We start from the raw sequence: 12,535 nt of genomic DNA, 5'->3' as shown, positions 1-12,535 counted from the left end.
GCGGGCGATCAACGGGAAGCGGCCGCGCGGAGGCGGGCGACCGCATCGCGCGCTGCCGCGAGCTCCGCGGCCTTCTTGCTCGTGCCCTCGCCCGTGCCCGTGACCCCGGCGAGCGTCACGCGCGACGCGTAGCGGCGATCGTGATCCGGCCCCGTGCCCGTCGTGTCGTACGGCGGGTGCGGCAGGCCCCGGCGCGAGGCCTCCTTCTGGAGCGACGTCTTCGGGTCGAGCGACACCGTGAAGCGTTCGGGATCCTCAAGCAGAGGCGCTACGAGCTCGAGCACGAAGCGATCCGCCGTCGCAGGATCCGTCGACAGGAACACCGCGCCGATCACGGCCTCCATCGTGTCCGCGAGGATCGAGTCCTTGTCGCGGCCGCCCGTCAGCTCCTCGCCCCGCCCGAGGCGCAGCGAATCGCCGACGCCGAGGCCGCGCGCGATCTCCGCGAGCGCGACCGTCGACACGAGCGCGGCGCGGCGCTTCGCGAGCTCGCCCTCGTCGAGGTCGGGGAACTCGCGGAAGAGCTTCACCGTGACGGCCTGCCCGAGGATCGAGTCCCCGAGGAACTCGAGGCGCTCGTTGTGCGGCGCACCCCCGTGCTCATACGCCCACGAACGGTGCGTGAGCGCGAGCTCGAGGAGATCCTGCTCGACCGCCACGCCGAAGGCGACAAGAAAGCCGCCGGGCTCGCCATGTGGCGACCCCGGCGGCACTTGACCCTCGATGGGCGGGAGCGATGCATCGTTCCCGGTCACGAGCGACAACTTACGCGTCGGCGACCTTACGACCCTTGTACTCGAGGAAGAGGGCGTTGCCCTGCGAATCCTCGACCACGCGGGCGCGGTGCGGGAGGCTGTAGACCGTGCGGCCGTTCTCAACGGTCTTCACGAGCTTCGGGGCCTCGGCCTTCCACGCCGAGCGGCGGTGACGGGTGTTCGAGCGCGACATCTTCCGCTTGGGAACAGCCATGATGTTCTCTTTCCTACTTGCTTACGGATCCGGACTCATCGTCCGTATCTGGTTCTTCTTCAGCCTTGAAACCGGCCAGCGCAGCCCAGCGCGGATCAATATCCGCATCGGGCGACCCTGCAGCCTCGGTCTCGCGCAGCTCACCGGACTCGGGATCGAGTCCCGGGCAGTCCGGGCGACACACAGGCTGGAACGGCAGTGCAAGCACTACCGCGTCTCGGAGCGGGGGTTCAAGATCCACGTGATCACCGTGAACCCCGTACTCGTCGGCCTCCGTAGGAGTATACGCGAAAAGCTCCTGGAACTCGACTTGAAACGGCGCGTCGAATTCTTTGAGGCAGCGACCGCACTCCGCGTGCAGCGTCGTGGCGACGTCCGCGGAGACGAGAATCCCCTCGTGAACAGACTCGAGTCGCACGTCGAGGTCGATGTTCTCGCCCTCGCGCACCTGCGCGAGCCCCTCGCCGAACTTCTCGGGCGCCGCGAACGACCGGGAGCGCTCGCGCATCTCCCCCGGGCGCCCCATGAGCTCCCGGACATTCTCCTCATACACGCGCGGGCTGGCCATCAGGCGGGCCTCGTCTTGTCGAGGAACCGGCCGACGGCCGCCGGCACGTACGGGCTCACGTCGCCGCCGAGCGAGGCGACCTGACGCACGAGCGTGCTCGAGACGTGCGCGTGCTGCGGATCCGGCAGCATGAACACGGTCTCGACGTTCGCGAGGCTCCGGTTCATGAGCACCATCGGCGTCTCGTACGCGACGTCGATCTGCGAACGGATGCCCTTCACCAGCACCGATGCGCCGACCTCGGTGCAGTAGTCGACGAGCAGTCCCACCGACCACGAGGCGACGAGGATGTTCTTCGGCATCTCCGGATCCTCGTCGAGCGACTTCTGGATCAGCGCGAGGCGCTCGGAGATCGGCAGCATGGCCTGCTTGCCCGGGTTGTGCACGACGAGCACGTGGACCTCGTCGAATACGGCGGCGGCGCGCCGGATCACGTCCAGGTGCCCGAGAGTCACCGGGTCGAAGGACCCGGGAACGACAGCAATGTTGGTCATGCCTCTAGCCTATTCGGTGCGGTCAGGTGTTTGCTGCACATACAACACGTCGTTCGCAGGATGAGCGGGTGTTTCGGCGCGCCGGATCGCTGCAGGATCAGAGCCCGTGCTGCTTCGCGAAGATGACGGCGTGCACGCGGTCGCGCAGCTGCAGCTTCGCGAGCACTCGGCCGACGTGCGTCTTCACGGTCGACTCCGAGAGGAAGAGCTCGCCGCTGATCTCGGCGTTGTTCTTGCCCTCCGAGATGAGGCGGAGCACGTCGTGCTCGCGCTCGGTCAGCACGTCGAGTGCGGGATCCTGAGCCGGAGCGGCCGCGAAGCCGCGAGCCATGAACGGGGCCGACTCCCCCGGCGCCTCGCGCAGCTGCTCCATGAGCCGCTTCGTGACGCTCGGCGCCATCGTCGCGTCGCCCGCGGCGACCCGGCGCATGGCGTCGACGAGCTCGGTCGGGCGAGCGTCCTTCAGGAGGAAGCCGCTCGCGCCGGCCTGGATCGCGCCCGCCGCGTACTCGTCGAGGTCAAAGGTCGTGAGCACGACGACGCGCACCCCCGGGAAGCGCGCGACGATCGCCGCCGTCGCGTCGATCCCGTTCATGCCGGGCATGCGCACGTCCATGAGCACGATGTCGCAGCCGGATCCCGCGGCATCGAGGCGCGCGAGCTCGGCGAGGGCGGCCTCGCCGTCGCTCGCCTCGGCCACCACGTCGATCCCGGGCTCGCCGAGCAGCACAAGCTTGAATCCCGTGCGGATCAGCTCCTGGTCATCGACGAGCATCACCCTGATGGTCTGGTCGTTCATCGTCTCTCCCCTCGTTCGCTGCCCCCATCGGGCGAGCCTGCCCCGGTTCCGGATCCGGATCCCGCCCCGGACTCGCCCACCGCGCCGTGCGGCGCCGCGCCCCCGACGCGCGCGTCCGTGCTCACGGGGATCTCCGCCCACAGCCGCCATCCGCCGCCATCCTGCGGCGGGACCGGCCCGGACTCGATCCTGCCCCCGAACACCCGGGCGCGCTCCGCGAGGCCCGCGAGTCCGCGCCCGGATCCGACGCCCGTGACGGGGAGCGCGCCGCCCTCGGGCCGGCCGAAATCCCTGACCTCGACGGTCGCGCGGCGGTCCTCGCGCCACACGCGCACCTCGGAGCGGGATCCCGTGCCCGCGTAGCGGAGCACGTTCGTGAGCCCCTCCTGCACGATGCGGTACACCGCGAGCTCCTGGCCGCGGTCCCCGGATCCGTCGCCCGAGATCGAGAGGCCGACCTGGAGCCCGGCGTCGCGAAAGCTGTCCACGAGCCCGGGCAGCTCGGACATGCCGGGCTGCGGCACGAGCTCGGCGCCGTCGCCGGGCGCGTGCAGCGCGCCGAGCAGCCTGCGCATCTCCGCGAGGGCCGTGCGCCCGGTCTCCGCGCTCCGCCGCATCGCGTCCGCGGCAGCATCCGGCGCCGCGTCGACCGCGCGCGAGGCGCCCTCCGAGAGGGCGATCATGACCGAGACGGAGTGCGCCACGATGTCGTGCATCTCACGGGCGATGCGCGAGCGCTCCTCGGCGACGGCGAGCTGCGCAAGCTGATCCCGCTCGCGGGCGAGCTGGTGGGCACGGTCGATGATCGCCTCGACGTAGCGGCGCCGATTGCCGAGGTTGATCCCGAGCATCAGGATCGCGAGGTACCAGACGGCGGTCATGAGGCTCGCGAGGAACGCGGCGCCGACCCCCTGATCGGGGTCGCTGCCGGCGACGAGCGCGCCCGGCCCCGTCTCGACCGTGAGCACACCGGTCGCCTCCATCACGACCTGCGCGATCGAGACGAGGAGCGCCACGGCGTAGCCGAGCCAGCCCGCGCGGACGCTGCGGTAGACCGGCACGGCATAGAGCATGAAGAGGATCGCGACGCCGTTCGCGAGCGCCATGCCGCCGTCGATCCCGAACGACACGGCGAGCGTGACGAAGAGACCCGTGAGCGGGTATTTCCGCCGGAACAGGAGCGCCACGCCGACGGCGATGACGAGCAGCGCCGTGACGGGCCACCACGGCCACTGCAGGTGGATCGAGAGCGGCGGCTGATCGGTCTGCCCCGGGAAGATCTCGACGCTCGTGATGACGTCGATCAGGATCCCGATCCCGATCCCGATGAAGTACCAAGACACGATGAAGACGTCGACCGCGAGCGGGTGCGCCGCCAGCGCCCGCCGGATCACTCCTGGCGGGCGCGGGAGGCGCACCTCTGCTTCGGTCATCATCATCGTTCCAGCCTAGTGTTCGGGCGCGTGGCCGGGACGTTCGGGGGGTGCTTGGGGCCGCGGCTTACTTGGCGTCGCGGCGCTTGAACGCGATCGCGGCGGGGATCACCGCGATCGCCGCCCAGATCACCATCGCGAGGAGCGCGACCCAGAAGGTCGGGCCCTCGGCTGGCATGCCCTGCGTCATCGGCCCCTCGGCCGCGATCCCGAGCGACAGCGTGCTGCCCAGGCTGCTCGGCAGATACGGGCCGACCGCGGGCACCCAATCCCAATTGGTGAGGGCGAGCATCTGCAGTGCGATGGGGAGCACGAAGATGATGCCGGTGATGACCGAGATGCCGCCCGCGGTCGAGCGCAGGAGGCCAGACACCCCGTAGGCGAGCAGCGCGATGAGCACCAGGTAGGCGACCCCGCCGAGCATGCCCGAGACCACCGTCAGGCTGCCGAGCTGCGCCGCGGTCTGCGGCGCGAGCAGCACGGCGATGCCCGCACCGCCCACCATCAGGAGGAGCGCCGTGACCCCCGAGATGAGTGCGAGCACGAGGCCCTTCGCGACGAACACGGGCGTGCGCTTGGGCACCGCGGAGAGCGTCGAGAGGATCATGCCGCTCGAGTACTCGCTCGAGATCGCGAATACACCGAGCACGCCGAACACGAGCGCGAGGAACGGGGTCGTGAACGCGGTCACCGTGAGGATGTAGAACTGAGCGCCCTGCGGATCGCCGAGCTGCGCCGCCATGCCTGGGTCGACCGTGAACACGAGCGCGATCAGGGCGCTGAGGCCTAGGCCCATGATCAGCGTGATGAGAAGCGTCACCCGGATGCTGCGGAGGGAGGTGAGCTTGATCCGCTCCGAGCGGAGGATCCCGGCGAAGCTGAGGCCGGAGGGGCCGGCGTCTGCGCCCGGGGTTCGCTGGGTGCCCTGGGCCGCGGATCCCGTACTCCGGGCGGAAGCCGCGCCGGAGCGACGCGCGGTCTGCGCTTCGGTGGGGCCGGTCGCGACCCCGCCGTCGATGACGATGGTCGAGCGGCCGGGCTGCTCGCCGGCCGACGCGTCGAGCGGCATGTTGTGCGCGGGAACCGCGCCTGCTGCGTTCTGCATGATGTTCTCCTGGAAAGTCAGTGCTGCGTGTTCGGCTGGCTGGCGTCAGGCGGCGTGGGTGCCGGCTGCGACGGGACCTACGGAGTCGGTCGGCGACACGTACTCGACCTCGTCGCGGCTGAGCGCGAGGTAGGCGTCTTCGAGGCTGTCGGCGAGGGGGCTGAGCTCGTGGAGCTCGATCTGGTGGTGGGCCGCCGCGCGACCGATCTCGGGCGCGGTGATCCCGGTCGCCGTGAAGCCGTCGCCGTCGATCGGCTCGAGCGTGACCCCGGTCTCGCCGTCGCCGAGGAGCACTGAGGCAAGCTTCGCCGCGTGCGGGGTGCGGACCGTGACGCGGGATCCGCCCTCACGAGCGACGAACTCGGCGATCGGGGCGTCGGCGATCACCCTGCCGCGGCCGAGCACGATCACGTGGTCCGCGGTCTGCGCCATCTCGCTCATGAGGTGGCTCGAGAGGAGCACCGTGCGGCCCTCCGCCGCGAGCGCGCGGAGGAGTTTGCGCACCCAGAGCACGCCGTCGGGGTCGAGGCCGTTCACGGGCTCGTCCAGGATCAGGGTCTGCGGGTCGCCGAGCAGCGCGGCCGCGATCCCGAGCCGCTGACCCATGCCGAGCGAGAAGCCCTTGACGCGCTTGTTCGCGACCTCGGTGAGGCCCGCGAGGCGGAGCACCTCGTCGACGCGGGCGTCGGAGATGCGGTGCGTCGCGGCGAGGGCACGGAGGTGGCCGCGCGCGGTGCGGCCGGGGTGCACGCCCTTCGCGTCGAGGAGGATACCGACCTCGCGGAGGGGCGCGTCCGAGTCCGCGTAGCGCTTGCCGTTCACCGTGACGGTGCCGGCCGAGGGGCGGTCGAGGCCGACCATGAGGCGCATGCTCGTCGACTTGCCCGCGCCGTTCGGGCCGAGGAAGCCGGTGACGGTGCCCGGCTTGGCGGTGAAGCTGGCGTCGTGCACGGCGGTCTTGCTGCCGTAGTGCTTGGTCAGGCCACGTGCCTCGATCATGGAGTCCTCCTCAGGAGCGTGGCGCCGGATCTCGGCGACACTCCCAAGCTAGGCGCCGCCCCCGCCGAGCGGATCCCCCCACAGGCTGGTGGACGTAGTACCCAGGTACCGTCCCCCGCCCCCGCACCTTGCCGGTTCTGCTAGGACTTGGCGAGGTTTTCCAGGTGACCGCGCTCCTCGTCGGCCGCGATGAGGCGCGCGAGCGCCGGGGACTCCGCGAGGTCCGGATCCCGGTCGAGAAGCGCGCCGGCCACCTCGCGCGCGTGCGCGATGAGCTCGCCGTGCTCGGCGACGCGCAGCAACTTCAGCGTGGATCGCCCGCCCGACTGCGCGGTCCCGAGGATGTCCCCCTCGCGGCGGAGCTCAAGGTCGACCTCGGCGAGCGCGAACCCGTCCGAGGTCGCGGCGATCGCGTCGATCCGCTCGCGCGCGACCGAGCCCTGCTCGGCCGTCGTCATGAGGAGGCAGAGGCCGGCGTGCTCGCCGCGGCCGACCCGGCCGCGGAGCTGGTGCAGCTGCGAGATCCCGAAGCGATCGGCGTCGCGCACGATCATGGTCGATGCGTTCGGCACGTTCACGCCGACCTCGATCACGGTCGTCGCGACGAGGATCTGGATCTCCCCCGCCGCGAACTTCGTCATGATCTCGTCCTTCTCGGCACCCGGCATGCCGCCGTGCAGGCCAGCGATAGTGGCACTCGCGAACTCGGGGCGCCCCCTGAGCTCCGCAACGGTCTCCTCGACATTCGCGAGCGGGCGGGCAGCGGCGTCAGCCTCGTCGGGCCCGAGGTCCTCCTCGTCGGCCCCCGCCTCCCGCTCGCCCGGCGCGATCGCAGGGCACACGACGTAGACCTGCCGGCCGCGCTGAATCTCCTCCGCGGCGCGCGCCCACACCCGCGCGGCGCGATTCGGCATCTCGATCTCCGGCACGGCGAACGTCTCGATCCCCTGCCGACCAGGGGGAAGCTCCCGGATCGTCGTCACCTCGAGGTCTCCGAACGCCGTGAGCGCGACCGTGCGCGGGATCGGCGTCGCGGTCATCGCGAGCACGTGCGGCTGCGTGCCCTTGCGCCGCAGCGCCTCACGCTGCTCGACGCCGAAGCGGTGCTGCTCGTCGACGACGATGAGCCCGAGGTCGAAGAAGGTGACGGCCTCAGCGATGAGCGCGTGGGTGCCGACCGCGATCTGCGCCATGCCCGAGGCGATGGCGAGCAGGGCGCGCTTGCGCTCGGCCGCGGGCATCCGACCAGTCAGGAGGACGGGGTTCAGGTCCGCGGCGAGATCCGGGCCCAGCGCCTCGACGACCGAACGGAAGTGCTGCGCCGCGAGCACCTCGGTCGGGGCGAGCATCGCGCTCTGGCCTCCGGAGCCCGCGACCTGCAGCATCGCCCGCAGCGCGACCAGGGTCTTTCCGGATCCGACCTCGCCCTGCAGCAGCCGGTGCATGGGGTGCGGCTGCGCGAGCTCCGCGGCGATCGTGGCGCCCGCCCGCCGCTGATCACCCGTGAGCTCGAAGGGCAGCGCCGCGTCGAAGCGCTCGAGCGGGATCGACTCGATCTTCCGCGGCGTGCTCGGCTCGGACGCCGCGCGGCGGCGACGGTCGAGGAGCGCGAGCTGCAGCTCGAAGGCCTCCCTGAACAGGAGGCTCTGGCGCGCACCGCGCCAGTCGGCGTCGGTCTGCGGCCGGTGCACAAGCTCGAGCGCGCGGGCGAGCGGCATGATGCCCTCGGCCGCGCGGATCTGATCCGGGATCGGATCGTCCACTGGTTCGAGCGCGTCGAGCACGAGCTCGATCGCACGCTGGACGGTCCAGCTCGGCATCTGCGCGGTCGCCGGATAGATCGGCACGGGCGTCTCTGACCAGGCCTTTGCCGCCGCCTCGTCGAGGGTTTCGGCGCCCGGCGCCTCGTCGCGGTTCTCGAACAGCTCGTACTCGGGGTGCTGCAGCTGCAGCTGGCCGCGGTACTCGCTGACCTTGCCGGCGAAGATGCCGCGCTTGCCCGGCAGAAGATCCCTGGCGCGCCACCCCTGGTTGAAGAACGTGAGCGAGAGCGTGCCGGTGCCATCGGTGATCCGGGCCTCAAGCAGGCTGCCGCGGCGGCGCTGCATGGTGCGCTCGCGCACGTCGAGGACCTGGGCGACGACCGTGATCTGCTCGCCGACCGGGAGCCCCGCGAGCGGGGTGAGCTCGCCGCGGCGCGAGTAGCGGCGCGGGATGTGGGCGAGGAGCTCGCCCACGGTGTGCACGTCGAAGGCCTTGGCCAGGGGCTTCGCGGTGCGCGCTCCGACGAGGCCGTCAAGCTTCGTGTCGAGGTTCGCGCGCGTCATGCACCCAGGCTATCGCTGCCCACCCCCGCCCCAAGTTCCCAGCCCTTGCCGATTCCGCGCTCGATGTGCGTTTTATCCGCGATAAAAGGCTCGGGTAGCGCAGAATCGGCAAGGGCTGAGAGAGGTTAGGCTCTTGTGGTGACCAGAATCATTGCCGGGACCGCCGGATCGCTGCGCCTCGCCGTGCCGAAGTCGGGCACCCGGCCGACGAGCGATCGCGTGCGCGAGGCGATCTTCTCCTCGCTGGAATCGTGGGGGCTCGTGGAGGGCGCCCGGGTGCTCGACCTTTACGCGGGATCCGGAGCCCTCGGCCTCGAGGCCGCGAGCCGCGGCGCCGCGCGCGTCGTGCTCGTGGAGAAACACCCGGCCGCCGCGAAGATCGTGGCCGACAACGCACGAGTGGTGCTCGGCGCGTTCGCGAAGCAGGATCCGGAGTCGACCCCCGAGGTGAGCGCGGTGCGGCAGTCCGTGCAGGGCTACCTGGACGAGGCCGCGGCCGATCCGCGACCCGAGTGGGACGTCGCCCTGCTGGATCCGCCCTATGAGCTGGGCAACGAAGAGTTGACAGCCAACCTCACGACGCTGCTTCCCCTGCTCGCCGCCGACGCGGTGGTGCTCGTTGAGCGCAGCACGCGCTCCGGCTCGCCGGTGTGGCCCGAAGGGTACGCGCCCATCAGGGAAAAGCGTTACGGCGAGACCGCGCTCTGGTGGGCGGAGCGCGCCGACCGCCCCGAGTAGGGGCCCGATCCGGAGCGCGGGTCGCTGCGTTCCCAGGGAAAACTGCATTCAGCAAGGCTGGATGCCCAAATTCTTGAAGTTGAGCGCAGAAAGCTCAGTGAGCGCAGCGCCGCTGCGCCGGCAGCCGCGAAGCACGCGCCCACGGACCCCACAAACAGCACAGGGCGCCAGGATCCAAGACCCCGACGCCCTGCGGTGCAACCGCTATTAGCGCGGCAGCAGCGTGTACTTCGACGAGAGGAACTCGTGGATCCCCTCGAAGCCGCCCTCGCGGCCGATGCCCGACTGCTTGACGCCGCCGAACGGCGCCGCCGCATTCGACACGAGGCCCGTGTTGAGGCCCATCATGCCGGTCTCGAGCTTCTCGATCATGCGGTGTCCGCGCCCGATGTTCTCGGTGAACACGTAGCTGATCAGGCCGTACTCGGTGTTGTTCGCGATCTCGACGGCCTCCTCCTCGGTGGAGAAGCGGATGATCCCGAGCACGGGCCCGAAGATCTCCTCGCGCATGATCGCGGCCTGCGGGCTGATGTGATCGATGACGGTCGGCTGGAAGAAGTGGCCGGGGCCGTCGACGGCCTCGCCGCCGGTGACGATCTTGCCACCGGTCTCCACCGCGTCCTCGACGAGGCGTGCCGTGTTGGTCACGGCCTTCTCCTCGACGAGGGCACCGATGTCGTTGCCCTCCTCGGCGCCGCGGCCGATGGTGAGCGCGGCGACCCGCTCGCCCACGCGGCGCGAGAACTCATCCGCGATCGACTCGTGCACGATGATGCGGTTCGCCGCCGTGCAGGCCTGGCCGATGTTGCGGAACTTCGCGAGCATCGCGCCCTCGACCGCCTTATCGAGATCCGCGTCCTCGAACACGATGAACGGCGCGTTGCCGCCCAGCTCCATCGAGGTGCGGAGCACGTTCTGCGCGGCCGCCTCGAGCAGCTTCACGCCCACCGGCGTGGAGCCCGTGAACGAGAGCTTGCGCAGGCGCGGATCCGAGAGCAGCGCGCTCGACTGTGCGCTCGACTTCGAGGTCGGGACCACGTTCACGACGCCTGCCGGAAGCCCGGCCTCCTCGAGCAGCTGCGCGAAGAAGATGGTCGTGAGCGGCGTGAGCGCCGCCGGCTTGATGACGACGGTGCAGCCTGCCGCGAGTGCGGGGGCGATCTTGCGGGTCGCCATCGCGAGCGGGAAGTTCCACGGCGTGATGAAGTAGCAGGGGCCCACGGGCATCTGCGAGACGATCATCGTGCCGGTGCCCTCGGGGTTCTGGCGGTAGTCGCCGGGAACCCGGACGGCCTCCTCCGAGAACCAGCGGAGGAACTCGCCGCCGTAGTTGACCTCGCCGCGAGCCTCGGCGATGGGCTTGCCCATCTCCATGCTCATGAGCAGCGCGAAGTCTTCCTTGCGCTCCATGAGGAGGTCAAAGGTGCGGCGCAGGATGTTCGAGCGCTCGCGGCTGGACGTCGCCGCCCAGGCCTCCTGCGCGGCGACGGCCGCGTCGAGCGCGCGGACCGCGTCCTCAACGGTCGCATCCGCGATCGACTTGATGACCTCGCCGGTTGCGGGATCGTGCACGTCCATCGTCGCACCGGAGGTCGAGGCCTCCCAGGTGCCGCCGATGCCGAGGCCGGCCTGGACGCTGTCGAGCAGTGCCTGCTCGTTCTGCTGTAGTGCCATGTTCATTCGTCCTTTCGGGATCGAATCGCTGACTGGATCTATCGCTGACTGGGTCGGGAGCGAACGCTTAGGCGTTCGCCTTGAGGGCCTCGGCGACCACGTTGAGGCCGTCGCGGAGCAGCTCGTCGGAGATCGAGAGCGGCGGGAGGAAGCGGATCACGTTGCCGAAGGTGCCGCAGGTGAGGAGGATGACACCCTGCTCGCCGGCGTACTTCGCGACGGCGCCGGTGAGGGCGGCGTTCGCCTGCTTACTGCCCGACTCGACGAGCTCGATCGCCTTCATGGCGCCGCGGCCGCGGATGTCGCCGATGCGGTCGTCCGACTTCTGCAGCTCGGCGAAGAACTCGTCGATGATCGCGCCGATCTCACGGGCGCGCTCCGTCAGGTTCTCCTTCTGGTAGGTCTCGATCGTCGCGAGTGCCGCGGCGCAGGAGATGGGGCTGCCCGTGTAGGTGCCGCCGAGGCCGCCGGCGTGAGCCGAGTCCATGATCTCGGCGCGGCCGGTGACCGCCGAGAGCGGCAGGCCGCCGGCGATGCCCTTCGCCGTGGTGACGAGATCCGGGACGACGCCCTCGAAGTTCGCAGCGAACAGGTCGCCCGTACGAGCGAAGCCGGTCTGCACCTCGTCGAGGATGAAGACGACCTTGTTCGCGGTCGCCCACTCCTGGAGCGCGGGGAGGAAGCCCTCGGCCGGCTCGATGAAGCCGCCCTCGCCCTGGATGGGCTCGATGATCATCGCGGCGAGGTTGTCTGCGCCGACCTGCTTCTCGATCTGGGTGATCGTGAGGGCGGCCGCCTCTGCGCCGGTCAGGCCGTCGCGGTAGGGGTACGACGCGGGCACGCGGTAGACCTCGGGGGCGAACGGACCGAAGCCGTCCTTGTAGGGCATGTTCTTCGCGGTCATGCCCATCGTGAGGTTGGTGCGGCCGTGGTAGGCGTGGTCGAAGACGACGACGGCGTTCTTCTTGGTGTAGTGACGCGCGATCTTGATCGCGTTCTCGACGGCCTCGGCGCCCGAGTTGAAGAGGGCGGAGCGCTTCTCGTGGTCGCCCGGGACGAGCTCGTTGAGCTTCTCGGCGACGGCGACGTACCCCTCGTAGGGGGTCACGGTGAAGCAGGTGTGCGTGAAGTGCTGGACCTGGTTGGTCACGGCCTCGACGACGGCGGGCGCCGCGTTGCCGACACCGGTCACGGCGATGCCGGATCCGAGGTCGATGAGCGAGTTGCCGTCGGCGTCGACCATGACGCCGCCACCGGCCGCGACGATCGAGACGGGGAGGGCCACGCCGACGCCAGCGGCGACCGCAGCGTTCTTGCGCGCGAGCAGCTCCTGCGACTTCGGGCCGGGGATGCTGGTAACGAGCTTGCGCTCCTGCGGAAGCGAGGGGCCGCCGATGACATCGACCATGAGGTGATTCTCCTTGCGTGG

Annotated in this window: 12 protein-coding genes; 1 reads left to right on the top strand and 11 read right to left on the bottom strand. The window is 70.2% G+C overall.

Features of this window, described 5'->3' with window-relative positions:
* Window positions 1-8: 8 nt before the first annotated feature.
* From rnc to ACOPJ3_RS08150, 9 genes are all read right to left on the bottom strand, one after another.
* Window positions 9-713 (bottom strand): ribonuclease III, encoded by a 705-nt coding sequence (rnc, locus tag ACOPJ3_RS08190; protein WP_427871190.1) that lies wholly within the window; start codon window positions 711-713, stop codon window positions 9-11.
* A gap of 52 nt (window positions 714-765) precedes the next feature.
* The gene (gene rpmF / locus ACOPJ3_RS08185; RefSeq protein WP_017885009.1) at window positions 766-969 is read right to left on the bottom strand and encodes a 50S ribosomal protein L32; all 204 of its coding nucleotides are present in this window, start codon (window positions 967-969) and stop codon (window positions 766-768) included.
* A gap of 13 nt (window positions 970-982) precedes the next feature.
* Window positions 983-1,537, bottom strand: coding sequence for a YceD family protein (locus tag ACOPJ3_RS08180; RefSeq protein WP_427868701.1), 555 nt, complete (start codon window positions 1,535-1,537; stop codon window positions 983-985).
* Window positions 1,537-2,031: a pantetheine-phosphate adenylyltransferase gene (gene coaD, locus ACOPJ3_RS08175; RefSeq protein ID WP_427868700.1), complete on the bottom strand. Its 495-nt coding sequence runs from the start codon at window positions 2,029-2,031 to the stop codon at window positions 1,537-1,539. The genes ACOPJ3_RS08180 and coaD overlap by 1 nt, the downstream gene beginning before the upstream one ends.
* A 97-nt stretch (window positions 2,032-2,128) precedes the next feature.
* On the bottom strand, window positions 2,129-2,830 hold the full coding sequence (locus ACOPJ3_RS08170) for a response regulator (RefSeq protein ID WP_427868699.1): 702 nt from the start codon (window positions 2,828-2,830) through the stop codon (window positions 2,129-2,131).
* Window positions 2,827-4,269: a sensor histidine kinase gene (locus ACOPJ3_RS08165; RefSeq protein WP_427868698.1), complete on the bottom strand. Its 1,443-nt coding sequence runs from the start codon at window positions 4,267-4,269 to the stop codon at window positions 2,827-2,829. The genes ACOPJ3_RS08170 and ACOPJ3_RS08165 overlap by 4 nt, the downstream gene beginning before the upstream one ends.
* Window positions 4,270-4,330: 61 nt before the next feature.
* Window positions 4,331-5,368, bottom strand: a complete 1,038-nt coding sequence (locus ACOPJ3_RS08160) for an ABC transporter permease subunit (protein ID WP_427868697.1) — start codon at window positions 5,366-5,368, stop codon at window positions 4,331-4,333.
* Between the two features lie 45 nt (window positions 5,369-5,413).
* Entirely contained in the window at window positions 5,414-6,367 is a 954-nt protein-coding gene (locus tag ACOPJ3_RS08155; RefSeq protein ID WP_427868696.1) for an ABC transporter ATP-binding protein, read from the bottom strand.
* Between the two features lie 140 nt (window positions 6,368-6,507).
* Window positions 6,508-8,694, bottom strand: a complete 2,187-nt coding sequence (locus ACOPJ3_RS08150; protein ID WP_427868695.1) for an ATP-dependent DNA helicase RecG — start codon at window positions 8,692-8,694, stop codon at window positions 6,508-6,510.
* Window positions 8,695-8,832: 138 nt separating this feature from the next.
* Between ACOPJ3_RS08150 and rsmD the strand changes: the two genes are divergently transcribed.
* A complete protein-coding gene (gene rsmD, locus ACOPJ3_RS08145) occupies window positions 8,833-9,432 on the top strand; it encodes a 16S rRNA (guanine(966)-N(2))-methyltransferase RsmD (protein WP_427868694.1) in 600 nt (199 codons plus the stop codon).
* Between the two features lie 207 nt (window positions 9,433-9,639).
* Here the strand turns inward: rsmD and ACOPJ3_RS08140 are convergent, their stop codons facing one another.
* Window positions 9,640-11,106 (bottom strand): NAD-dependent succinate-semialdehyde dehydrogenase, encoded by a 1,467-nt coding sequence (locus tag ACOPJ3_RS08140; RefSeq protein ID WP_427868693.1) that lies wholly within the window; start codon window positions 11,104-11,106, stop codon window positions 9,640-9,642.
* 67 nt (window positions 11,107-11,173) lie between these two features.
* Complete coding sequence (gene gabT / locus ACOPJ3_RS08135) at window positions 11,174-12,514, bottom strand: 4-aminobutyrate--2-oxoglutarate transaminase (RefSeq protein WP_427868692.1); 1,341 nt, start codon at window positions 12,512-12,514, stop codon at window positions 11,174-11,176.
* Between the last annotated feature and the right edge of the window lie 21 nt (window positions 12,515-12,535).

The sequence above is a fragment of the Leucobacter luti genome, from assembly GCF_050310065.1.
Classification (GTDB): domain Bacteria; phylum Actinomycetota; class Actinomycetes; order Actinomycetales; family Microbacteriaceae; genus Leucobacter; species Leucobacter luti_B.
Note: the sequence above shows the minus strand (reverse complement) of the source record. Positions and strands in the feature narration are given on the sequence as shown.